This is a genomic window from Parafrankia soli (genome assembly GCF_001854695.1).
Taxonomy (GTDB): domain Bacteria; phylum Actinomycetota; class Actinomycetes; order Frankiales; family Frankiaceae; genus Parafrankia; species Parafrankia soli.
In genome coordinates this window covers 1-23,554 of the sequence record NZ_MAXA01000272.1, presented here as the reverse complement: position 1 = coordinate 23,554, position 23,554 = coordinate 1, and the positions used below count along the sequence as shown (strand labels likewise).

At 71.2% G+C, this 23,554-nt stretch carries 20 protein-coding genes and 1 pseudogene; 8 read left to right on the top strand and 13 right to left on the bottom strand.

Annotated features, from left to right (window positions below):
* The first annotated feature begins 1,010 nt into the window (after nt 1–1,010).
* Both BBK14_RS32595 and ppk2 read left to right on the top strand, forming a co-directional pair.
* The gene (locus BBK14_RS32595; RefSeq protein WP_071066988.1) at nt 1,011–2,186 is read left to right on the top strand and encodes a macrolide family glycosyltransferase; all 1,176 of its coding nucleotides are present in this window, start codon (nt 1,011–1,013) and stop codon (nt 2,184–2,186) included.
* A 147-nt stretch (nt 2,187–2,333) separates the two neighbouring features.
* Nucleotides 2,334–3,137 carry a polyphosphate kinase 2 gene (gene ppk2 / locus BBK14_RS32590; RefSeq protein ID WP_071066987.1) on the top strand — a complete coding sequence of 268 codons (804 nt, stop codon included), beginning with the start codon at nt 2,334–2,336 and terminating at the stop codon, nt 3,135–3,137.
* On the opposite strand, the gene BBK14_RS32585 is transcribed toward ppk2, so the two are convergent.
* From BBK14_RS32585 to BBK14_RS32575, 3 genes are all read right to left on the bottom strand, one after another.
* A complete protein-coding gene (locus tag BBK14_RS32585; protein WP_071066986.1) occupies nt 3,122–5,125 on the bottom strand; it encodes a chorismate-binding protein in 2,004 nt (667 codons plus the stop codon). The genes ppk2 and BBK14_RS32585 overlap by 16 nt on opposite strands.
* 250 nt (nt 5,126–5,375) lie before the next feature.
* A complete protein-coding gene (locus BBK14_RS32580; RefSeq protein ID WP_241832037.1) occupies nt 5,376–7,295 on the bottom strand; it encodes an ABC transporter ATP-binding protein in 1,920 nt (639 codons plus the stop codon).
* Between the two features lie 210 nt (nt 7,296–7,505).
* Nucleotides 7,506–7,937 carry a PPOX class F420-dependent oxidoreductase gene (locus BBK14_RS32575; protein ID WP_071066984.1) on the bottom strand — a complete coding sequence of 144 codons (432 nt, stop codon included), beginning with the start codon at nt 7,935–7,937 and terminating at the stop codon, nt 7,506–7,508.
* A 329-nt stretch (nt 7,938–8,266) separates the two neighbouring features.
* Between BBK14_RS32575 and BBK14_RS32570 the strand changes: the two genes are divergently transcribed.
* Nucleotides 8,267–9,196, top strand: a complete 930-nt coding sequence (locus tag BBK14_RS32570) for an alpha/beta hydrolase domain-containing protein (RefSeq protein WP_071066983.1) — start codon at nt 8,267–8,269, stop codon at nt 9,194–9,196.
* 128 nt (nt 9,197–9,324) lie between these two features.
* Here BBK14_RS32570 and BBK14_RS32565 read toward each other — a convergent pair whose 3' ends face one another.
* From BBK14_RS32565 to BBK14_RS32525, 9 genes are all read right to left on the bottom strand, one after another.
* Nucleotides 9,325–10,371, bottom strand: a complete 1,047-nt coding sequence (locus tag BBK14_RS32565) for a DUF7064 domain-containing protein (RefSeq protein ID WP_071066982.1) — start codon at nt 10,369–10,371, stop codon at nt 9,325–9,327.
* A 61-nt stretch (nt 10,372–10,432) separates the two neighbouring features.
* Complete coding sequence (locus BBK14_RS32560; protein WP_071066981.1) at nt 10,433–11,278, bottom strand: ABC transporter ATP-binding protein; 846 nt, start codon at nt 11,276–11,278, stop codon at nt 10,433–10,435.
* Nucleotides 11,275–12,201, bottom strand: coding sequence for an ABC transporter permease (locus tag BBK14_RS32555; protein WP_071066980.1), 927 nt, complete (start codon nt 12,199–12,201; stop codon nt 11,275–11,277). Before BBK14_RS32555 ends, BBK14_RS32560 begins: the two co-directional genes overlap by 4 nt.
* Nucleotides 12,198–13,250 (bottom strand): ABC transporter substrate-binding protein, encoded by a 1,053-nt coding sequence (locus BBK14_RS32550; protein ID WP_241832036.1) that lies wholly within the window; start codon nt 13,248–13,250, stop codon nt 12,198–12,200. Before BBK14_RS32550 ends, BBK14_RS32555 begins: the two co-directional genes overlap by 4 nt.
* 270 nt (nt 13,251–13,520) lie before the next feature.
* Nucleotides 13,521–14,060 (bottom strand): hypothetical protein, encoded by a 540-nt coding sequence (locus BBK14_RS32545; RefSeq protein WP_071066978.1) that lies wholly within the window; start codon nt 14,058–14,060, stop codon nt 13,521–13,523.
* Nucleotides 14,057–14,764 carry an ABC transporter ATP-binding protein gene (locus tag BBK14_RS32540; RefSeq protein WP_020461396.1) on the bottom strand — a complete coding sequence of 236 codons (708 nt, stop codon included), beginning with the start codon at nt 14,762–14,764 and terminating at the stop codon, nt 14,057–14,059. Before BBK14_RS32540 ends, BBK14_RS32545 begins: the two co-directional genes overlap by 4 nt.
* Nucleotides 14,761–15,474 (bottom strand): ABC transporter ATP-binding protein, encoded by a 714-nt coding sequence (locus BBK14_RS32535; protein WP_071066977.1) that lies wholly within the window; start codon nt 15,472–15,474, stop codon nt 14,761–14,763. Before BBK14_RS32535 ends, BBK14_RS32540 begins: the two co-directional genes overlap by 4 nt.
* Nucleotides 15,455–17,569, bottom strand: a complete 2,115-nt coding sequence (locus tag BBK14_RS32530; protein ID WP_071066976.1) for a branched-chain amino acid ABC transporter permease — start codon at nt 17,567–17,569, stop codon at nt 15,455–15,457. Before BBK14_RS32530 ends, BBK14_RS32535 begins: the two co-directional genes overlap by 20 nt.
* On the bottom strand, nt 17,570–18,964 hold the full coding sequence (locus BBK14_RS32525; RefSeq protein ID WP_071066975.1) for an ABC transporter substrate-binding protein: 1,395 nt from the start codon (nt 18,962–18,964) through the stop codon (nt 17,570–17,572).
* A 1,273-nt stretch (nt 18,965–20,237) separates the two neighbouring features.
* Between BBK14_RS32525 and BBK14_RS42560 the strand changes: the two are divergent.
* The 4 genes and pseudogenes from BBK14_RS42560 to BBK14_RS37560 all read left to right on the top strand — a co-directional run.
* A pseudogene (locus BBK14_RS42560) lies at nt 20,238–20,408 on the top strand (transposase domain-containing protein); the annotation flags it as partial.
* Between the two features lie 103 nt (nt 20,409–20,511).
* Nucleotides 20,512–21,021 carry a transposase gene (locus BBK14_RS32520; protein ID WP_071066974.1) on the top strand — a complete coding sequence of 170 codons (510 nt, stop codon included), beginning with the start codon at nt 20,512–20,514 and terminating at the stop codon, nt 21,019–21,021.
* Nucleotides 21,018–21,179 (top strand): hypothetical protein, encoded by a 162-nt coding sequence (locus BBK14_RS38630; protein WP_157904377.1) that lies wholly within the window; start codon nt 21,018–21,020, stop codon nt 21,177–21,179. The genes BBK14_RS32520 and BBK14_RS38630 overlap by 4 nt, the downstream gene beginning before the upstream one ends.
* An 81-nt stretch (nt 21,180–21,260) precedes the next feature.
* On the top strand, nt 21,261–21,521 hold the full coding sequence (locus tag BBK14_RS37560) for a C40 family peptidase (RefSeq protein ID WP_241832035.1): 261 nt from the start codon (nt 21,261–21,263) through the stop codon (nt 21,519–21,521).
* Here BBK14_RS37560 and BBK14_RS36325 read toward each other — a convergent pair whose 3' ends face one another.
* Nucleotides 21,522–21,926 (bottom strand): NAD(P)H-binding protein, encoded by a 405-nt coding sequence (locus BBK14_RS36325; protein WP_241832034.1) that lies wholly within the window; start codon nt 21,924–21,926, stop codon nt 21,522–21,524. It lies immediately after the preceding gene.
* 529 nt (nt 21,927–22,455) lie between these two features.
* On the opposite strand from BBK14_RS36325, the gene BBK14_RS32510 reads away from it, so the two are divergent.
* On the top strand, nt 22,456–23,554 hold a 1,099-nt coding region (locus BBK14_RS32510; RefSeq protein WP_241832038.1), incomplete at its 3' end, for an amidohydrolase family protein.

Below are 23,554 nucleotides of genomic sequence, written 5' to 3'. Positions count from 1 at the left end.
GGCCATGGACGGGGGTTAAAAAATATGGCACTGACTATTCGGTACGCTGTTGAGTTCTCAAGGAGCAGATGCGACCGTTCTTCGCCTTCCGGCGTTGCCCGGTGCGTCTTTTTCAGCTTACTCGGTGTTTCTGGCCTTTGTCAAACCGCTCTGTCTTGGCTGGCGATTCGGACTTCGGCTTGGCTGTTTGCCGTATCCGTTTCGGCCTTTCGGCCCCGGCTGCGGCGACTCGGTTAAGTTACCGAGACTTTCGGGTTTGTGTCAAATCACTCCGGCCGAGCCGGTGACTGCCACTCTTTCCAACCTTACCGCATCGTTTTCGGGCCTCTTCCTCGGGGGGTCTGCCTGCCGGGCACCGACGCGTACCGGGCGAGGTTCGCGGCCTGGCGCGCCCGCCAGCCGGAGCTCTACTGCCAGTGCCTGGCGGCCTACGGCGGCCTCCCGGGCTGGCATGTCGTCCTCCGGAACTGGTCGTTAGTGGGCGGTCGATCCTGCGGACGACCGGAGGCGGTCGTCCGGCGAGAGCGTACGAGGCGGTGCGGGCCGAGATGGTGCACCGTCGAGCCAGGGTGGACACCGAAGGCCGCGGCGTGCCGTCGCACGCCTCGATCACCTGGGCTCCCCCGATCAGCCTGGAGAACCAACAGAGATCCATGCCCAGGCGGCGACGAGCGGTGGCGAGCAGCCCGACCACCGGGTCCGGCTCCGCCGGACCCCACCGGGACGGCGGCGTGGCGCCGCCACGACCACAGGCCTCGGTCACGTGCACCTCCCCCACGGCACTCGCCAGCATGTTTCCCACGCCTCCACCAGGAACACGTCTCCCGTACTAGAGTTCCGCGCATGCATCTGCTTCAGATCTACGGCTGACACGGACGGGCCGCGTGCCCGTCCCGCAGGCCCACGGATGTGCTCGGCGACAGGCGTGCCGCGACGAGCACGGACCCCGCGGGTCTGCCGTGTCCCTTTCCGCCACGGATCTGCCGCAGACCTGAAACGAGCGTGCTCCCATGCCTCGTCACCGTTCCCATGTCGCGATGGTCGGTGTCCCCGCCGTCAGCCACGTGCTCCCCAGCCTTGAGGTCATCCGCGAGCTGGTTGCTCGCGGCCACCGGGTGAGCTACGCCAACGACCCGGCCGTCGCCGACCTGATCACTGCCACCGGCGCCGAGTTCGTCCCATACGACTCCCGGCTGCCGGTCACCGACAACGACTGGCCGGACGACCCGATCGCCGCGATGGGTGTCTTCCTCGACGACGCCATCCAGACGCTCCCGCAGCTGCGGGCCGCCTACGACCGCGACCGCGCGGACCTCTACCTGTACGACATCGGTGCCTATGCCGCCCGCGCCCTCGCGGAGGCCCAGGGCCTACCCGTACTGCAGCTGTCCCCGACCTACGTGGCCTGGAACGGCTACGAGCAGGAGGTCGGGGCGCAGCTGCGGCGCCTGCCGGGCGCCGACGCGTACCGGGCGAGGTTCGCGGCCTGGCTCGCCGCGTGCGGGGCGGCCACCCTGGACGTCGACGCCTTCTCCGGCCGCCCCCCGCGTGCGCTGGCGCTGATCCCCCGGACCATGCAACCGCACGCGGACCGGGTCGACAGCGGCGTGGTGACGTTCGTCGGCCCCTGCTTCGGCGCCCGGACGGACCAGGGCTCCTGGGAACCCCCGTCCGCGGCCGGGAAGCTGCTGCTGATCTCGCTGGGTTCGGCCTACACACGCCAGCCGGAGTTCTACCGCCAGTGCCTGGCGGCCTACGGCGGCCTCCCGGGCTGGCACGTCGTCCTCCAGATCGGGAGGTACACCGACCCCGCGGAGCTCGGCGACATCCCGTCCAACGTCGAGGTGCATCCCTGGGTGCCCCAGCTCGCGATCCTGGAGCAGGCCGACGCGTTCGTCACCCATGCCGGCATGGGTGGCAGCAGCGAGGGGCTCTTCACCGGCACTCCCATGATCGCCGTCCCACAGGCCGCCGACCAGTTCACCAACGCCGACCGGCTCGTCGAGCTCGGGGTGGCGCGCCGGGTCGACATGGCGGACGCCACCGCCGCGGTGCTGCGTGCCACCCTGGCGGGCCTCGTCGGCGACCCGGAGGTCGCCCGCCGCTCGGCGTTGCTGCGCGCCGGGACGCGGGCCGAAGGCGGTACGGCGCGGGCCGCCGACCTCGTCGAGGCCATGCTGGGCTGAGCCGAGGCCATGCTGGGCTGAACGGAGCGCGGGGTGGTGAGGTTCGCAGACTCACCACCCCGACGGCCCCATCGACCTGACCCGACCCGGGCGTCCGGTCGGACTCGGGCGTTGACAGGCCGGGCGCCGCGGCCGACAGTTGCCGCCATGCCCGCCGACGTGACCCCGGAGCGCCTGCCGAAGGCCGCCTACGACAAGGAGCTGGCCCGGCTGCAGACCGAGCTGGTGCGCATGCAGGAATGGATCGTCCACACCGGGCGGCGGGTCGCCGTCATCATGGAGGGCCGGGACACCGCCGGCAAGGGTGGCGTCATCAAGCGCATCACCGAACGTCTCAATCCCCGCCATTTCCGGGTCGTCGCCCTCGGCACGCCGACCGAGCGGGAACGCACCCAGTGGTACTTCCAGCGTTACATCATCCATCTTCCGGCGGGCGGCGAGATCGTGTTCTTCGACCGGAGCTGGTACAACCGGGCCGGGGTGGAACGGGTGATGGGATTCTGCACGGACGAGGAATACGAGGAGTTCCTGCGGACGTGCCCCCAACTGGAGCGCGCGCTGGTCCGCTCGGGGCTGACCCTGGTCAAGTACTGGCTCTCGCTGAGCGACGCCGAGCAGGAGCGCCGGTTCGCGGACCGGATCAAGAACCCGGAGAAGCGCTGGAAACTCTCCGACATGGACCTGCAGGCCCGTGCCCACTGGGTCGACTACGCCGAGGYCAAGGACGAGATGTTCGCATACACCGATATCCGGCAGGCCCCGTGGTACGTGGTCGACGCGGATGACAAGCGCAGCGCCCGGCTGAACCTGATCAGCCACCTGCTGTCGACGGTGCCCTACGAGACCCTCCCCTACCCGGCCGTCGACCTGCCGCCACGCCAGGACCGGGCTTACAAGCGCCCGCCGATCGACAGCCAGACCTGGGTCCCCCACCGCTACACCGTCGAGTAACCAGCCCGACCCGACCCCCTCGTGTCCTTCTCGCCGAGCAGCAGATCCGTCAACAGGTCACGCAGAACCTCGTGGCCGTCCAGGCTGAGCACYGACTCCGGGTGGAACTGGAGCCCCGCGAAGGTCGGCCCACGCAGCGCGTGCACCGCCTCGTCCCGCCGGTCGCCCGGGTTGCCGGCAGGATCCCGAACGCCCACGGAGTCGCGGGCGAGTCGGACCGCACCGTGGGGGGTGAGGATCTCGTCCTGGTCGAACTCCGCGGTGAAGGTGGAGTAGAAGCCGACCCGGCGCCGGTGGCCGAACAGGTCGATCTCGCGGGCCAGCCCCTGGTAGGTGGCCTCCCGGCGGCGCAGGCGCAGCCCGAGCAGGCCGGCGAGGAGCTGGTGGCCCAGGCAGATCGCGAGCATCGGCCGCCGCCGTGCCAGCAGGTCGGCCACGACACCACGCATCGCCGCCATCCGGGGGTCGGCACGCACTGTTGGATCTCCCGGGCCGGGGCCGGGCACCACCAGGTCGAATCGGGCGGTGTCCCCGGCCGAGTGCCACGGCCGCACGGTGACCGTCAGGCCGAGTGCGCGCAGCTGGTGGGCGAGCATCCCCGTGAAGGTGTCCTCGCCGTCGACGACGAGCGCCGACCTGCCGGCCAGCCCGGGGGCCGGGTTCGGCGCCGGGGCGCGTTCCGCCATCCAGAACCGGGCCAGGCCGAGGTTGCGGCCGGCGAGCACGGCGGCGATCTCCGGATCGGCTCCCAGCGGGACGCCCGCGCCGACGGGGTCAGCCACGTCCCTGACGGCGCCCGGGGCCGGGGCCGCTCCGGTGGCGGGCGGGCGCAGGCCCAGGGCGGCGAGCATCCCGGCGGCCTTGGTGTGTGTCTCCGCCGTCTCGCCGGCCGGGGTGGAGTGGCGGACGAGGGTCGCGCCGACCGGCACGCGCAGGTCGCCGCCGGGCGAGATCTCCGCGGTCCGGATCAGGATCGGCGCGTCGAGGGTCTGCGCGCCCGCCTCGTCCCGGCCGAGCAGGGCGAGCACGCCGGCGTAGTAACGCCGCCCGCGGCCCTCGTGCCGGGCGATCACCCGGAACGCGTTCTCCAGCGGGCTGCCGGTGACGGTCGGGGCGAACATCGTCTCGCGCAGTACCTCCCGGACGTCGAGGCAGCCCCGTCCGGCCAGCAGGTACTCGGTGTGGACGAGGTGCGACATCTCCTTGAGGTACGGCCCGAGCACCTGCCCGCCGTGCTCGGYGACCCGGGCCATCATCTTCAGCTCCTCGTCGAGCACCATGAACAGCTCGTCGATCTCCTTGCGGTCGGACAGGAACCGCAGCAGGGCRCCGCGGTCGGGCCCGGAGGCCGGCAGCCGGTGGGTGCCGGAGATCGGGTTCATCCGCACCAGCCCGGCGTCGACGCTGACGTGGCGTTCCGGGGTGGCCCCGACCAGGATGCGCGTTCCGGTGTGGACGAGGAACGTCCAGTAGGCGCCCCGTTCGCCGGTGAGCAGGCGGCGCAGCGCGGTGAGCGCGGCGGTCAGCGGCGGGCCCGCGATCGAGGCGGTGTAGGTGCGGTGGATGACGAAGTTCGCGCCCTCCCCGCGACCGATCTCGTCGCGGAGCACCTCGCCCACGATCTCGGCGTAACGCTCGTCACCGATGTCGAACCGCCCGCCGGTGGCGGTCACGGCGCCCGCCGGCAGAGCCGCGAGAGCGGCCGGCAGCGGCACCCGCTCGTGCCCGTTGACCCGAAGGCACTCCAGCGGGGCGCCGTCGTCGACGCAGGCGAAGCCGCGTTCGACGATCTGCCGGAACGGCACGAGCGCCAGCGTGCGCGGCCCGGCCGGCCCCGGTGGCAGCGGGATGTCGGCCAGCCGGGAGGCGACCTCGACGTCCCCGGTGAGGACGTCGAGATGATCGGCGCCTTCGCGGCGGAGCAGCGCGAACGGGCCGGGGTCCCGGCCCGCGGTGAGCGCGCCGAGCAGGTGGCGGAGCAGTTCCATGGTCGTTTCCTTGGTCGCCGGGCGGTCGCCTGGACTCGGCGATCAGCCCTGCCCCGGGATGGGAAACAACGGCGGCCGCCGGGCAGGGCGGCCGCGGGAGAGATCTACGCGCGGTGGGAGTGGGCCGCCACTGTGACGGGCCACCAGAAGTTCATCCGCGCGAGCATGCGGGGCATGCTAGCCGACGGCGCGGACCCGCGCTCCGCGGTACCACCGCCGAGCGACTGGCGTCCGCGCGCCCACCGGGCCGTCAGGGCATTGGCGCCGCCGGATCCGGCAGGTCGACGAACTGTCGTGCCTGCAGGTTGAACAGCTCCTGGTAGATGCCGGGCCGTGTCATCAGCTCGGCGTGCGTGCCGTTGTCGACGACCAGGCCCTCGTCGAGGACGTAGATGCGGTCGGCGGTGCGCACGCTGGCCAGCCGGTGGGTGATCAGCAGGACCACCCTGTCCCGCCCCTGCTCGCGGATCAGGTCGAAGAGCGCCTGCTCGGCGCGGGCGTCGAGGGCCGCGGACGGCTCGTCCGCGATGAGGAACGGGGCGTCCCGGTAGACCGCCCGCGCGCAGGCGATCCGCTGCCACTGCCCGCCGGAGAGGTCGTGCCCCGAGTTGTACTGCCGGGCCAGCGAGGTGTCGTAGCCGTACGGCAGCTTCTCGATCACCTCGGCCGCGCCGGTGGCCGTCGCGGCCGGGATCACGCTGTCCGGGCCGTCCGCCGCGAGCCGGTCGATGTTCCCGACGGCGATGTTGAGCCGGGCCGACATCGGCCACTGTGTGTACTGCTGCGGGATCAGACCGACCCGTGCCCGGACGCTGTCCGGGTCGACCTGGGCCAGGTCGACCCCGTCCCAGCTGACCGTCCCCTCGTCCGGTTCGTACAGGCCCGCGAGGATCTTCGCGAGGGTGGACTTGCCGCTGCCGTTGGCGCCGACGAACGCGACGACCTGGCCGCGCCGCAGCTCGACGGTGACCCCGCGCAGCGCCGGGGTGTCGGTGTGCGGGTAGGTGTAGGTGGCGGCGTCGACCCGGACGACCGCCGGTTCGGCCGGCGCCATGTCGCCGCGTGGCGTCGGTACCCGGCGGGCCGCCTCCGCGATCCACGACCGGTACTCCCCGAAGTACAGGAAGTTCTCGAAGGCGCTGTTCAGGCTGTCGAGCGCCGAGGACAGCGCGCCTCGCCCGTTCCGGATGGCCAGGACCGCCGTGCCCGCGGCGGCGAGCGGCATGATCTCGGCGTTGAGCAGGAGGACCAGCGTCACGTACACGGCCCCCAGCGCGAGTCCGGACACGACTTCCCCGGTCAGCCGGTACAGCGCCTGGCCCCGGGCGACGCGCACCTGCTCGGCCTCGTTCTCCCGGGCCAGCGCGATGTACTCGTCCAGCAGGAAGCGGTTCAGGCCGAACGAGCGGATCTCCGCGGAGCAGTCCCGGTCGGTCATGTGGTTGCGCAGCATGAACTGACGCCGGATCTTGCGGATGCGCCCGAGCCAGGAGGCGTGCGCCAGCCGCGCCGAACGTGCCGTCGCCCAGCCGTCCGGCAGAATCGAGAGCACCAGCAGCGGCAGCAGGAGCGGGTGCAACACACCCAGGACGCTGCCGGCGGCGACCATCTGCACCCCCGAGGTGAACACGTTGACCGCGTTGTCGACGAGCTGACGCCCGCTGGCGGCACCCCGCTCGGCCGCATCAAGATCGTCGACGAACCGGGGGTCGTCGAAGGACATCACGGACGTCCGGGTGGCCAGGTCGAGTAGCCGCACGATCGAGACGCGGTCGACCCTGGGCCCGAAGCGGCTCTGCAGGAGGCTGGTGACCAGGGAGATCGCCGTCCGGACGACGCCGGCGCCGACGACGAGGACCAGCGCGGGAATCGCGTCGTGCAGCCGCTGCGGGGTCGGCCCCTCGCTGAGCACCGCCGTCAGCGCGCCGGCGACGGCGAGCAGGCCGGCGGCCTCGACCAACCCGGACAGAACTCGCAGGCCGACCATGGTGACCAGGCCGATCCGGTCGGCCTCCCAGGCCAGTGACCAGGCCAGCCGGAGCAGCCCTGGCAGCCGCCGGGTCATCGCGAGCACGCCGGTCCGTTCCATTGTCCGGTCGTGCCGGCTCCATGGGCGTGGGGTGTCGTCGTCCTCCTTTCCATAGGTCAGTACCGGGTCACGTGCCTGCACCGGTGCGCCGGTCCCCGGATCGGGCCCCTCGGGCGGTCGGGATCGGGCCTCTCGCTGCGCCGGAACGAGACTGATGGCGTCGGGATCTCGGTCCACCGGCACAGCCTGAGCGGCGAGGCGGCGATCCGCCCCGCCTTTGAAGGGGATTTGCTGTCTGGGTGATCAGGGTCCGTTCCCGCCCCAGTGGACGGCCGGCCTGTGCGACGGGAGTCAGCCGAGGTGTTGCCCGTACAGGTGAGCCACTGCCATCGCCATGAGCACCCTGCGCTCGGTCACCATGACCGCGCGGTACTCGTGCCAGTCCGGGTGCTCGCCGGCGGCGGCCCGGTAGTAGTCGACCAGGGCCTCGACCTCGGGACCGTGTGGGTCCGCTCCCGGCCCGGTGAGGGTGACCGGGCCCTCCACGGTCGCCCACGACCGGCCGTCGGGGCTGGTGACCTCCAGCGCCGCCCAGGGCTTGCGGCGCAGGTTCGCCGTCTTGGCCCGGCCCTCCGTCATCGACACGTAGAGCACACCGGACTGCTCCTCGTAGAACGGCAGGACGGGCGACAGCTGCGGACGGCCGTCCGATCTGATCGTGGCCAGGACACCGAGCCGGCTCTGCGCGAGCAGCGCGTGCGGGTCGAACGGTGAGTCGGTCATGTCCTGACCAAACCGCGACCGGAGGTTCTCTGTTCCAGGCGAATCAGGCGCCGAGCGCGGTCATCTTCTCGTGCGCTGTGACGTCCGGCTCTTCGACAACTCCGACGACGGTTTCGACCTGTGGGCCTTCGCCAGCCCGTGTCATTCTCCGCGCTGAAGGCGAGCCTTTCTGCGAGCAACGGAAAGCCCGCGACCATCGGCGGCAGAACGGACGCCATCGGGAACTGGCACCTCGGTGCCAGCCATCGGGTGAGCCTGGGACCTCAGATCAGGTTGGCGCGAGAATGACCATCTCCCATCTCAAGACGGAAAATCGGTGGAGGCTTCACATGCCCTTTCCACGATTACCGGGCAGGCGCGTCACCGCGCTGCTCGCCGCGGCGGCCTGCACGTCCGCGGTGCTCGCGGTCTGCGGCCCGGCCGCGACCGCGGCGCCCGGGGCGGGCGCCGGAGCGGGCGCCGTCGCGTCCCCGACGATCACCGAGCCGGCGGCTGGTAGCCACGGCTTCCCGTTCCAGGCATCGGAGACGATGCCCAATCCGACCCTCATCCGTACCGATCTGAGGGTGCCGACCTTCGTCGTGCTGACCGAGACCGACATGACGCTCCATGTGACCGCCCGGCAGCCGGACTCGGCGACCGTACACACCTGGGAGCTCGCCGGCACCTCCCATGCCGACCAGTGGCTCCTCACCACCGGGCAGCCCGTGTACGAGCGCATGTTCGGCAAGCCCGTTCCGCCTCGCGACTGCGGGGCCGATACACCGCCCATCAACGACGGCCCGGCGCACTACTCCCTGAACGCCGCCCTGTCGGCCGTGAACCGGTGGATGCGGGGCGGGCCCGCGCCGGCCACCGGCACGATCCTCAGCATGCAGGGCAACACGCCGGTCCGCGACCCGGCCACCGGGCTGGCCCGCGGTGGCATCCGGCTTCCGGACGTCGCGGTGCCCACCAGGACCCTGACCGGACAGCGCTTCACCGAGGGTGCCGCAGCCCTGTTCTGCGGCCTGTTCGGCGCGACCGACCCGTGGAACGGCGACGCCGACCCCTGGGACACGCACAACGCGGGCGACCCGTCCAACCCGACCGCGCCGCAGACCGCGGAGCCGGTGCTTCGCCAGCTCTACCCGACCCACGCCGACTACGTGAACAAGGTGCGGGCGTCCGCGTGGACGTCGGTGTTCCGCGGGTTCCTGACACCCGCGGACGCCAGGACCATCGTCACCGCGGCTCAGAACTCCACTGTCGGCGGCTGACCGAGCCAGCGACAATCAGAGCCCGACCTGCGGGCCGCCTGCCGGGCCACCTGCGGGCCGCCCGCGGGCCGCCTCCGGCGCCGTCGACTCCCGGCCGGACCCGGGCTCGGCGCCGGCGGTGGCCGCGGTCACCGGGCGACCGTGTCGCTCACGCTGGAGCGTTCCATCATGCCGTTCGCGGTCTCGCCGTCCCAGGTGTAGCGGGCGATGGCCTGCTGCAGGTTCAGGCGCTGGGAGCCGATGTCCGCGCCCATCACCGCGAAGGTCGACAGGAGCGACTCGCCGTGGATCGTCGTCGTCCGGCCGTCCTCGGTCTCGAGGGTGACGGAGACATCCTCGCCGGTGGGCCGCAGCTCACGCAGCCAGGGCGCGTCCACGACGCGGGCCGGGATGAGCGCACCGTCGCCCTCGAAGAGGAAGCCCTCGTTGAAGGTCGCCTTGCCGTCGGCGCGCGGCGGGTAGAGGCACAGACCGAACGCGCGCCCGCTCGGGAACAGCGCCGACTGCCAGACGTGCCCGCGGAAGGTGGCGAGCCGGCGAACGCCCGCGCGGCGGATCCGCAGGCCACCGCCGTTGAGCTCGTGGACCTCGTCGTCGACCTGCAGGCTGCCGGTCACCCGGGAGAGCTGCTCGAAGCGGGGGCCGCCCATCAGGTCGCCCTCCTCCTGGGTGGCGAGGACCCGGCCGGCCTCCTCGAGGAGCGTGCCGCCCTCCCACGGCGGCACCGCGGACCTGATGTCCAGCTCGAGGCGCACCTCGACGGTCGGCCCGCCGGTGACGCCGCGCTTCCAGCCGCCGATCTGGCCTTCGGCGGAGGTCACCACCGCGGAGCCCTCCAGGTGCATCTTCCAGTGCCGATAGGGCTCGACCAGCTCGAAGGACAGCGGCCCCGCGCCCAGGACGCGGGCCTTCCCGTCCGCGCCCAGCGGGTCGTGCACCTTCCTGGGGCCGTACATGTTGAGCACCCGGCCGCCGGCGAACGCGATGTTCACCTGGATGTCGTGGGTGTCCCACTGGTCCGCGGCGGCCTCGATGCCGATTCGGGGTAATCCGAACTCGACGCCGTCGTCCCACACCCACGCGTTGACCGACTCGCGCATGTCCGGGTTGTCGGGCTGGGCGGGGAACACGTACTCGCGGTCGTCGCTCAGACCGCCGGTCAGGTCGATCGCCATGGTGTCTCCTCCACATCTCGGTCGGCCGGGCGCCCACGCGCCCGCGCCGCGGAACAGGTAGTCAGGTAGTAAAGCCCGGGGTCTCCCGGGCATCCACAGGCTTGCCGTTCTCGGTCGTGCCGGGGATCGGGCCCTCGGCCTGCCGCGACTCGTGGACGCCCAGCTCCTCGAGCAGCAGGCGGCGGGCCTGTGCGAAGCCCGGGTCGCCCACGGCGCGCGGGCGGGGCAGGCCGATCGGCCGGTCGAGCGAGATCCGGCCGTCGGTCAGCACGACGGCGCGGTCGGCGAGGACGACGGCCTCGTCGACGTCGTGGGTCACCAGGAGCACGGCCGGCCGGTGCCGGGCGCAGTGCTCGCCGATGAGCTCGCGCATCCTGATCCGGGTGAGCGCGTCGAGCGCGGCGAACGGCTCGTCGAGCAGGAGCAGCCGCGGCTCGCGCACCAGCGCCCGGGCCAGGGCGACCCGCTGGGCCTGGCCGCCGGAGAGCGTGGACGGCCAGGCGTCCGCCCATTCGGCCAGCCCGACCTCGGCGAGGGCGGCGCGGGCCGCCTCGCGCGCGCCGCGGCCACCCCGCTGCCCGACGACGACGTTGCGCCAGACCTTCTGCGACGGCACCAGCCGGGGCTCCTGGAAGACGACGGTGCGGGTGGGCGGCACCCAGACCGCGCCGTCGTCGGCGGCCTCGAGGCCGGCGAGGATGCGCAGCAGTGTGGTCTTGCCGCTGCCACTGGCACCGAGCAGCGCCACGAACTCGCCGGCGTGGATGGCGAGATCCACCCCGTCGAGCACCGGGCGTTCGAAGGTCTTACGGGCCGCCCGGACCTGTACGGCCAGCTCACCGCCGGCCTGCGCGCCGGTGCCCGGGCGTGGCGGCGCCGCCGGGCCCGCGCTCGTCGAGCGGCTCATCGGACGGCCAGGCCGCGGTGCCACGGCATCAGCAGGCGTTCGAGCACCCGGACCACCAGGTCCGACAGGAGCCCGAGCACGGCGTAGATGGCCAGCACCACCACCAGGACGTCGACCTGCTGCATCGACTGCGCCTGGTACATGAGGTAGCCGAGGCCGGCGCTGGAGTTGATCTGCTCGGCGGCGATGAGCGMGAGGACGGAGATCCCGAGGCAGTACCGCAGCCCGGTGAGGATCGACGGCAGCGCCAGCGGAATGATCACTGTGAGCACGAGCCGGGCCCCGCGCAGGCCGAACACCTCCATGGCCTCGATGACCCGGCGGTCCACGTTGCGGACGCCGTTGTAGGTGTTCAGGTACATCGGGAACAGCGTGGCGAGCGAGATCAGCAGCACCTTCGGCAGGTCGCCGATGCCGAGCCAGACGATGAACAGCGGCACGACCGCGAGGAAGGGAATGGTCCGCAGCATCTGCAGCACCGCGTCGAGCAGCTCCTCGCCGATCCGCCACAGGCCGGCGACGACACCGAACAGCAAACCGGCCGCCGCCCCGAACAGCGCCCCCCGCAGGGCCAGGCCGAGCGACACCGACACCTGGTGGAACAGCTCGTCCTCGCGCACCAGGTCACCGAAGGTCTCGACCATCCGCGGAGGTGAGACGAGAACGTCGGACGAGATCCAGCCCGCCTCGGTGCCCCACCACCACAGGCCGAACAGGATGAGGGGCAGCAGAGCGCGCAGCGCCAGTGACGCCCCGCGCCCGTGCGTGTGCCGCCGTGACGCCCGCGGGCGGACGAGGCCGGGCGCCGGCGGCAGGTCCGCCCCGGCGCCCGGAGCGGCGGCCGCCCCGGCCAGACCAGGCCCCCCGCCGGCCAGGTCGGGCGCCCCGGCGCGGGACGCGCCCGAGGGCAGCAGGTCGGTCATGACGGACCAGGCCGGCCCTGGGCCACCGCGTTGATGATCGGGTTGTAACGGTCGTCGAAGACCGTCGACGTGTCGATCTTCGCCTTCAGCACGCCCTGGTCGGCGAAGAAGTCCGCCTCGCGCTGGTGGGCGTCGGTGACCGTCCTGTCGATCGGCACGTAGCGCAGGGGCGCGAGGTCGATGATGGCGCGGGCGACGGTGTCGTCCACCTTGTAGGTGGGCTTCACGATCGCGATGGCGGCGTCCGGGTGGGCGTTGTACCAGTCCTGCGCCTGCGCGAGCCGGCCGAGAAAGTCGCCGATGGCGTCGCTGAGCCCGGCGTCGGAGAGAGCGCCGTTCCGTGCGACCAGGTAGTTGACTCCGGGCAGCACACCCGCGCCGGTCATGAGGACCCGGTCGGTGCCCTTCGCCAGCATCATCGCCAGGGGCGGTCCCCCGCTGGCGATGACGTCGATGTCGCCGCGGTCGTAGGCGGCCTGCGCGCCCTGCTGGAGGTTCACCAGTTTCACGTCGTCGGTCGTGAGGCCGCCCTTCTCCAGCGCCTTCGCGACCAGGTACTGCGACACCGTGCCCTGGCTGTTGAGGATCGTCGCGCCGCGCAGGTCCGCGACGGACCGGATCGGCGAGTCCTTCTTCACGACCAGCGCGAAGTTCGACTTCGCCGGGTCGACGATCCGGGCGGCCCCGACGACCGTCACCGGGCTGTGCGCGGCCTGCGCGAACACCACCGGGGTCTCGCCCATCACCCCGAGGTCGACGTCCCCGCCGGTCTGCGCCGCGATCACCGTGGGGCCACCGCCCTGGAACTGGCTCCACTCGATCTTGTAGGGCGTGTCCTCCAGCTCGCCGGAGGCTTCCAGCACGGAGCGGACCCCGTTGACCTGGTCACCGAAACGCAGCGTGACGCCGGAGAGGTCGTTCGCCGCCGCCGCGGCCGTACCCGGCGCCGGGTCGCTCCCGCCGCAGGCCGCCGCGAGCAACCCGGCCAGGGCGAGGGGAACAACCACCAGCAGCCGTCGGGACCGGCGTCCGGTCGGACGGCCGATCATGAGGACTCGTAGCGGAACGGACGGCGCGGGCGTAGCGTCACGGCCTGCGGGCAGTCGGCCCTCATCCCCCATGTGACCCCCTCGGCACCGGCTACACGAGCGCGCACCGTTTCCCCCATCTCCGGTCGGGAAGCTTTGACGGCAGCATGATGTCACGAATACGGGTGGGTCCGCAATGGCGGAAGGCCTGGCCAGACGGCTCCGGGAACGCGAAAAGGCTTGCGGCCAACGAGGATGTCGTTGGCCGCAAGCCTTTTCAGGACCGCCAGGTCAGGTCGAGACGGACTCCTTCGTCGCCGGCTCCGCAGCCGGCGCCGCCGTCTCGGAGGCCGCTGCCTCGGGCGTCTCCGCCGGCGCCTCGGCGGCGGCGGGCTGCTCCGCGGCGGGCTCGGCCGCCGAGGTGGCGACCGCACCGTTCGCGGCCGCCGGGGCCGCCGGGGCCGCCGCGGCCGCCGGGCCGGTGACGGCCTCGACCCCGGCCAGCCGGTCGCCGAGCTGGGCGAGGTCGTAGGACTGGCGGGCCATCCAGAACCGGAGGAAGCCGGTCAGGGAGTAACGCAGGAACAGCGCCGCCCCCACCACGCTCGCGACCACGCCGCCCAGGCCGAGCGCGAGGGCGTCGCGCTGGACGAGCGGGTCCCGGGTGCCGTGCGACATCGCGTACGCCGTCACGCCGAGAGCGGCGCCGACCACCAGTAACGCCACCCCGAGCCGTACCCACAGCTGAGGCCGGCCGGCCGCCGGATCGGGGATCTTCAACTCCCCGAGCTCGCGGACGAAGCGGTCCGCGCGCGCGTCAGTGGACGTCATGTGGAACTCCCCAGATAGAGGGCGGATAGTTCGGCGCGCAACTCGCTGTCGGGGGCGCCCTGGCGTTCGACCCGTCCACGCACCAGTACCGCCGCGTGGTCGGCGATACCGAGAACCGCGGCGGCGAACTGCTCCACCACCAGGACGGCGACGCCCTGCTGGGCGATCTCGGCCACCTGCTCGTAGAGACGGGCGACCACCAGCGGGGCCAGCCCCATGGACAGCTCGTCGAGGAGCAGGACGGCGGGGTCGGTGGCCAGCCCGCGGGCGAGGGCGAGCATCTGCTGCTCCCCGCCCGACATGCTTCCCGCGGCCTGGTTGGCACGCTTCGCGAGGATGGGGAACCGCGCGAACGCGATCTCCTCGATCTGCTCCCGGGAACGACCGGTGAAGGTCATCATCAGGAGGTTGTCCCGGACGGACAGGTTGGGGAAAACCCCACGCCCCTCCGGGATGAGGCAGACCCCCGCGCGCGCCAGGTCGCGGGGGTTCGCTCCGGTCATGTCGCGCCCGCCCAGCAGCAGCCGGCCCGACTCGGCCCGGTGCGTGCCGGCCGCGACTTTCAGCGTGGTCGTCTTGCCCGCGCCGTTCGGCCCGAGCAGGGCGACCACCTGACCCGCCGCGACGCTCAGGCTCACGCCGTGCAGGACGGTGATCTTCCCGTAGGCGGCGCGGACGTCCCGCAGTTCCAGGAGAGGTGTCATGCCGCGTCTCCCAGGTAGGCGGCCAGGACGAGCTCGTCGCGCCGGATCTCCTCCGGAGAGCCGGCGGCGATGACCTTGCCCAGGTCGAGCACGTACAGGTCGTCGCACACGCTCATGACCAGATCCATGTCGTGTTCGACGATGACCACGGTGGTCCCGTCGGCGGCGAGCGAGCGCAGCAGGTCGGCGAAGCGCTCGGTCTCCTCGGCGTCCTGCCCGGCGGCGGGCTCGTCGAGCAGGAGGAGCTTCGGCCGGACCGTCAGCGCCCGGGCCACCTCCACCAGCCGGGCGACGCCCGTCGGCAGCGTGTCGGCGGAGGTGTCCGCGATGCCGGTCAGGCCGAGCCTGTCCAGTACCTCGGGGACCAGGGTCGCCGCCTTGCGGCGCTCCGGGCCCAGCTCCGCGGCGACGAGGAGGTTGTCGCGCACGCTCAGCCGGCCGAACAGCTCCAGCCGCTGGAACGTCCGGGCCAGCCCGTGCTTGCTGCGCCGTGACGGGCCCAGCCGGGTGACGTCGTGGCCGTCGATGAACACCTGCCCGGACGACGGCCGGCGCAGCCCGGAGATCACGTCGAACAGCGTGCTCTTGCCGGCCCCGTTGGGCCCGATCAGCCCGGTGACCCGCCCCTTCTCGGCCGCGATGGCGACGCCGTCGAGGGCGCGAACGCCCCCGAAGGCGACCGTCACGTTCTTAACCTCCAGCAATGCCACGGGCCAGCACCTCCTCGTCCTCGCGACGCCAGGCCCGGCGCACGCCCCACCATTCGACGGGGACGTCCGACTCGACGGGCTTCGCCTCCCGGACCTGCGCGTAGGTCTGGGCCGCGACGATCAGGACCAGCGCCAGGCTGAAGGTCAGCCAGCCGTCGAGCACGTCGCCGAGCTGGAGAACCCAGAGCACGACGAGCACGCCGATGAGCCCGGCCAGGACGGGCTTGTTCCGGCCGAGCGGCTCGGCGCCGGCGCGCATCTCGGGGACGGCACCGTCGGGGTTCCGCGCGAGCCCGAGCCCGGCGAGGCCGGGCAGCACCGAGGTGATGTTCTGCGCGAACGTCCCCGCTGCGGAGATCACGGGGAAAGATCCGCCCAGCGCGGCCCCCGAGAACAGGCCGTTGCCCACCGAGGTGAGGCCGCCGATCACGGCGATCAGGAACAGCGGCAGGCCGGCGACGAGACCGAACTGCTCGGCGGTGACCGACCGCTGCTGCATGCCGTACAGCGCCCCACCGAGGCCCGCGATGCCCGCGGACATCGCGAAGACCGCCACCTTGGACCGCAGCAGGTTGCCACCGAGGGTGGYGTAGGCCGCCTCGCTGTCCCGCAGCGCGATGAGCTGACGGCCGAACCTGCCACGACGCAGCCACGCCACCGCCAGGGTGGTGAGCGCGAGCCACACCGCGGAGAACACCATCAGCTCGGAGCCACTGTCCAGATGCCAGCCGAACAGCGACGGCCCGGACACGTCGACCGTTCCCCCGTCGTACAGCGAGATCTTCGCCCCGAACAGATCGAACGCGGGAAGGGTGAAGATCCACCGGTCGAGGATGACCGCGAAGGCCGCCGTACCCAGCGCCAGGTACACGCCGGAGAGCCGCAGTGCCGGCAGCGCGACCAGCGCACCGGCCGCCCCCGAGATCACCACGGTGGCCGCGAGCGCCCAGATCCCGCCGTCGGCGCCCATGTGCGCCCAGACCGCGGCGCCGATGCCGGCCATGCTGAGCTGGCACAGCGAGATCTGCCCGGCGTAGCCCGCGAGCGGGACGTAGGACAGCGCGATCACACCGAACGAGAAGATCGTCCCGTAGGTGATCAGGTCGCCCTCGCCCAGGACCGAGGCCAGCACGACCCCGAACACCACGATCACCCCGGCGAACACGAGAGTCCCCCGGATCGACGGGACGGCGACCGGGCGGGCCTTCGTGTCCCGCCCGCGCAGCCGGCGGTGCGGGAAGACCAGCAGCGCCAGGAACAGCAGCAACGCGGGCGCCGCGAGCCGCAGCCCCGGCAGGTAGTCGTTGCTCGGGAGGTACCCGGTCAGGTAGCTCTCCAGGCACCCGACGACGACCGCGCCGAGGAAGGTCAGCGGCAGGCTGCGCAGCCGCCCGAAGATGGCCGCCGTGTAGGCGCTGACGATCAGCAGCGAGAGCTGGCCGGCGTCCAGGGAGACCGACGGCGCGATGAGGATGCCGCCGATCGCCGCCAGCTGGGTGCCGAGGATCCAGGCGACCTGGTTCGAGCGGACCGGGTTGGCGCCGGTGAGGCCCACCAGCGCCCGGTCGTCGACACTCGCCCGCATCTCCGCGCCGATGCGCGTCCCGTAGAGCAGGACGCGCAGGCCGACCGCGACCGCCACTGCGACGATCATCGTCAGGGCCTGGTGCCAGGTGATCGTGGCGGGCCCGATGTCGATCGCGCCCTGGTCAGCGAAGAAGGTCGGCAGCGACCGCGCCTCGTTCGGGTCCCAGATCCACCGGGCGACCGCGATGAGACCGCTCAGCATCGCGACCGTCATCACCAGGCGTTCGGCCTCGCCCAGGCCCTGGACCGGCCGGAGCACCACCCGTTCGACCAGGAGGCCGAAACCGGGCGCGAGCACGGCCAGCACCAGGACCAGCGCGATCGGTACCGGCAGCCCCCAGCCCTCGGTGAGCTGCCAGTACACGAACGCGGCCATCATGCCCGCGGCACCGTGCGCGAAGTTGAACACGCCGGTAGTGGTGTAGGTGAGCACCAGACCGCTGCCGATGATGGCGTAGATCGCGGCGGTGCTCAGCCCCACAATCCCGAAAGTGAACAGCTGTTCCATTTACTTGAGGTCGCTCAGGCTCTTGCCGACGCTGGCGAGGGTGAGCGGCGTGCCGTACGAGCCCGTGTACTTGACGGAAGGGGCATCGCAGCGGAACGCACCGGTGTCAGGCTCGAAGTCCGCGGGCTTCCAGCCGTCCGCGCTCGCCTGCACGACGTTGAAGCACTTCAGCGGCGCATCGGCCTTGGTGATGTCGACCGAGGCCTGCAGGCCACCGGCAGTCCATTCGGTCTGCTCGCGCGCCGTGTCGTAGAGGCACTTGCGGGTGAGGTCGTCCCCGCACTCCTTGGCCGACTCCGCGAACAGCAGCCAGGACGAGAAGGCGCGCAGTGCCGGGAAGGTGACCTCCGCGTCGGGCGCGTACTCCTTGTAGAGGTCCAGGACCTTCTGGACGGCGGGGACCTCGTCCGCCACCTCGAGAGGCGCGACCCCGCTGAGGTCGGCCAGGTTGTTCTGGGTGCTGATGGCGTCACCGGCGAGCTCCACGAACGCGGATCCGTAGGCGTTGCTGTTGGCGTCGATCCAGTCGAGCTTGTAGTCGATCGACGACAGCACCTGCTCGAGCTTCGCGAGGCTGCGGAAGTCGCCCTGGAAGACCAGGCCCTTCACGCCCTTGCTCTTGAGCGCCTGGGCGTAGGGCGTCCAGTCCGAGACGCCGGCCGCCGGGTAGAGGTCGTTGTAGGCGACCGTCCCGCCGGCCTTCTGCACGGCCTCCACCGTCTGGTCCCCGATGACCTTGGTCACCGGGGAGTCACCGGCGATGATGCCGACCGCACCGGCGGAGGCCGGGTAGGCCTCCTTCAGCAGCCAGTTGAAGTAACCGGCGTAGCGGATGTAGGAGTGCCCGGCGCCGATCGCGTCGATCTGCAGGTCCGAGCCGATGTTCTCCGGCTGGCTCGTCTGCGCGGGGATGTCGGGGAGCAGGCACTTGAGGCGCTCTTCCACGCCGCCGGCGTCGAGCGCGCTGCCACCGCCGACGATCGCGAAGTCCTCGCGGCAGGACTCGATCATCCGCTGGCGGGTCTCGAAGATCTTCGAGTCCCGCAGGTTGTAGGCGATCTTGCGTCCGTTGATGCCGCCGGCCTCGTTGCACCAGGAGGTGAACACCTTGGCTGCGTCGTCGAACTCAGAGTTCTTGGTGAAGCCGACGTCACTGAAGACACCGACGCTGATCTCGCTCGCGGTCACGCCCTGAGCGGGCGCGCCCTTCGGGTCGCCGGTGCCACAGACGTCCTTCAGGTCGCCGAAGTCACCCGCTGCGGCGGCCGTGGACCCCTGGGTGGCGGGAGTGTCCTCACTCCCTAATTCGCCGCCCGAGTCGCGGCCACATCCTGCGACGAAGACGGTCACCGCTGCGAGGGCAGCGACGGCCGCGACAGTTCTACGGGGTCTCACGGATCTCCTCCTCTTGCTATCCCGACCGGCCGCATCGCCTGGATGCGACCTGGTCGCCCGGGTCCTACCTGGGCGGCCGGACAACGCGGATCAACCGAGTCCGGTCGGGCTGGGCATGCTGGAGCAACCGAATCGCTGCCGGAAACCGGCGAGCGCGCACCGCGGAAACCACGACGACACACCGGCCCACCGCTGGACGGCACGACGTACCCGCGGTTCGCGGACGAGCGTATCGCCCCACCGAGAACAGCGTTGCCGCTGTCGGCCGGCGATCAGGCCGCGGGACCGGCGGAGCCAGGGGGACGAGGCCACTGGTTCCGCTCCCCGCCGACCCTTGGTCGGGCGTGACATTCGCGTTTCCGATTCTTCTCGCGCGCCGTGGCTGTGCCCCGAATCTCATCACCCGAACGGCTTTGACGCAGCGCTGCCAGCCCTGCCCCGGCCGATCATGATGAGGTAAGCGTCACTGCCAGTTTCCGGAAGGCTCCTTCTCGGTGAGAGGAAACTATCGGCTCCGACCGCGAGAATCAAACCCGCCCCCATGGGTCCCGACCGGGGGCCGAGGCCGCCCGCGGGCCCGCCCCACCGGCCAGCCCGCGCGCGGGCACGCCGCCTGCGCCGGCCGTCCCCCCGCCTCCCTGGGCGACACCTGGGATACGACTGTCACGCTAGCCGACCGGCTAGACATCGATGTCGCCCCGGGGGTCGGCCGACGCCCGGCGGCCGGGGGCCGCACCGGTGGCCCGACGGATCCAGATCTTGACTTCCAGTCAGCAGGAACTTCGCTCTCGCGCTGGGCCGGGCAGAGCCGCCCTGACCTGGGAAGGCCTACCGGCCAAGCAGCGATGGGACGTCCGCGGCACGCGGGCCGCGGCCCGCCAGGCCGTAACGGCCACCCGCCCCGGGGCGCGGCGGCGACAGCCGCCGAACGGTGTCAGGAGCCGACCGCGGGCCGTCGCGCGACCGCCACGACGTCCGCTAGGTGGCGAACCTCACAAATCATTCGAACCATGTCGATCTCGCCACGGGCCGGGCGACCAGCCTCTCCACTCACCGCGCGCTGGGCGACCGGCTTCGCCTCGCACCACGAGCTGGGCGACCGGCCTTCCCGCTCACCACACCCCGGGTGCGCGGCCGCGGGCCTGACAGGTGTTACAGCGGGGGCAACGGTCTGTCAAGACTCGATGGGGACCGGAGTGTCGCGCTGAAACGGGCAGCGGAGCCCCGTTAGGAGGCAGTCGACCAAGACAAGTCCCCTGCTCCAAGAGCTCCGCTGTCCATCGAATCTGTCACGCGTGTTGTCCGTGTCGCCGGGGGCCGGTTCGCGCCGGGCCACCTCGGTGAGCTCACCCGCCAGGTCCCCTTCGAGTTGGTCGACGCCGCGCTGGCCGAGACCGGGAAGATCCAGAAAAGGGTCCGGGACCTGCCGGCCCGGTCGGGGTCTACCTGCTGCTTGCCGGTGTGCTCCATGCCGACACCGGCTGGCCAGGGGTGTGGCGTGAGCTGGTCGGCGGGATCAGCCGGTAGAGTCCCCGTCGGCGTCGTCGATGGCCGCCTCGCGCCGCCGGCTGGGCGTCGCGCCACTGCGCGGCCTGTTCGAGGCGGTGCGTGGGGCGGTCGCGGCGGGCTGGACGGGGTCGGTGTGGTGGCACGGCCGGCTGGTCTGCGCGCTCGACGGGACACAGGTCGTCGTGCCGGACACCGACGAGAACAAGACCGTCTACCGCAAGGGCGGCGGCAACCACGGCGGGACCGGCTACCCGCTGGTCCGCCTCGTCGTGCTGATCGCCTGCGGCACCCGCGGGGTGATCGACGCGGTGTTCRCACCGACGTCCGACGGCGAGCCGACCTGCGCGGCCCGCCTCCTCAGCAGCCTGCGTGCCGGGATGATCGTGCTCGCCGACCGCAACGTCGGCGGCCAGCCGCTGCTGGAGAAGATCGCCGCGACCGAGGCGGACCCGCTGGTCCGGGTCACCAACAACCGGCTCTTCCCGGTCGGGAGACCTACCGGGACGGCTCCTGGCGCTCGCGGGCCGGCCGGCTCGATGTCCGGGTGATCCGCTGCGAAATCACGATCACCACCGACGCCGGTAGGAAGACCGGCTACTACCTGCTGGTCTCCACCCTGCTCGACCCGGCGATCCCCGCCACCGACCTGGTCCGGCTCTATCACAACTGGTGGCTGATCGAAATCGACCACTCACAGTGCATCTGAAAATGGCCGCTCTGCGGCGGGCAGGCCGGCGCTCGGGCTGGACCCGGCGTTGACGGAGGACCCGCCGGCTACGCCGCTGTCGTGTACATCCAAGGGCAGATTGGTATCCCGTATTTATGGGGCGGAGACGGACCGGCCGAGGGTGGCTTCGGCTGCTCCGGCCTCACCCGCGCCGCCTACCTGGCCGCAGGCATCGACCTACCCCGCCCGACCCAAACCCAGTACGAGGCAGGACCCGTTGTCCCACCCGGAGAACCGCTGGCGATTGGCGACCTCGTCCTACTGCGGGACCCGCGACAACATCCACCACGTCGCGATCTACATCGGGAAACAGGCAGATGATCACTGCTGCGACGTACGCCCAGTCGAGCTCGCTGGCCCGACGGCTCGTCGAGGCCCGCCAGGTGGCCGAGGGAGAAGGAACGGTACTCGTTCGGGTAGCCGGGCTCGTCCATCAACGCAGCGCCGGATGCCCCCCGGCAGGACCGAGGAGAGGCCGACGACCGCCAGGTGGCGCACCCCTGCCTTCGCCAGACCGGTGGCCAGCGCGCGAGACGACGCGGTGAAGAAGTCGTGCGCTGGCACGGACAGGTCCGCCGCAGCGCTGACGGCCGCGTCCTGTCCGGCCGCCGCACGCTCGGCGCTCACCGCATCCGTGACGTCACCGGCCACCACCCGGATGTCGAACGGCAGGTCGCGGTGGCGTGCGGGGTCGCGCACCACGGCCCCTCGGGGTGGGAATTTCATGATCGTCCACACTTCGCGAAAGGCTTGGCTGCCGATCTGGCGACGGCTGCTGAATCGTCGTTGAGCACTGGCCGGGCAACGTCGGCCGGCCGACCGAGCCACCGCCCCTGGTGCCACGCGGACCGACGACCTCTCGATCTGGTTCATACGAGGGCATTGTGCTTGGCATCACACCTCGCTAGACTGCCAGACAACCGGTCATATGGATAACCATACGAGTGGGGGTGCTGCCACGCGGTCGTGGGCCACATGAGGTGGTCGGATCGCTGGGATTCTGAGACCTTCCTGATGCTGGGACCGGCAACGTTTACCCTGCCCGCCGCGCCCCGGCGACGCCTAGCGGCGTTGTGTCGACCGGGGACCGGCACGGCGGACATCAGGCGGCCGGCGCGAGCTGTGGGTCCGTCGCCAGGGGGCAGGTCGTCTCCACCCRTAAACCTTGACTGCCATGGTGCCCAAGCTAGGAACTTCGATAGTTCGATACCACCAATCAATCGGCAAAGTGAAGGCGAAGGTGACCGCGGTGAACATGAACGACCTGATTCTGGTGAGTACCGATGATCACATCATCGAGCCGCCCAACATGTTCGACGGTCGACTGCCAGCCAAGTACGCGGACCGCGCTCCTCGGGTGGTCGGCGACAGCAAGATTGGCTTCAACTGGGTCTTCGACGGCGCTAAAGCGAGCCAGCTGGCGCTGGCCGCCACCGCGGGCCGCGGCGTGGGCGGCAAGGCCCAGCAGTACCACGAGGAGCCTAAGTCGTTCGCTGAGATCCGCCCGGGGACGTACGACGTCCACGAGCGGGTCAAGGACATGGACGCCAACGGTGTCCTCGGATCGCTCAACTTCCCGTCGTTCCCCCGCTTCTCCGGCGCGCTGTTCGCCCAGGTCGGGCAGAAGGACAGCGATTTAGCCCTGGCCGTGGTGCGGGCATACAACGACTGGCACATCGACGAGTGGTGCGGCTCCTACCCCGAGCGCTTCATCCCCTGTGCCCTCGGCCCAATCTGGGACGTCAACCTCATGGCGGCCGAGATGCGCCGGGTGGCCGCCAAGGGCGTGCATGCCGTCGCGTTCTCCATGAACCCGTTCGGGCTCGGGTTCCCCTCGCTGCATGACTCGTACTGGGACCCATTCTGGGAGACCTGCGAAGAGAACCAGATCGTCGTCTGCATGCATATCGGATCCGGCGCCGCCATGATTCAGACCTCGCCGGACGCACCGATGCTGACCCGGGTGACGTGTTCGGGYATCAACATCTACCCGACGGCCGCCGACCTGATCTGGTCGCCGATGATGAACAAGTTCCCGAACCTGACCTTCGCTCTGTCCGAGGGCGGCATCGGGTGGGTCCCGTACTTCCTCGAGCGCGCCGACTTCACCTACAAGCACCACGTGGCCGACATCGAGGAGCACCCGTTCTATGGCGAGACCCCGAGCCAGCGGTTCAACCGCCGGATCGTGACATGCTTCATCGACGACGCTCACGGCGTGGAGAATCTCCACCTGATGAATGTCGAGAACGTCACGTGGGAGTGCGACTACCCGCACCCGGACAGCACCTGGCCGTACACGCCGGAAGAGGCGTGGCCGTACCTCCAGCGGGTCAACAACGACGAGATCGTCA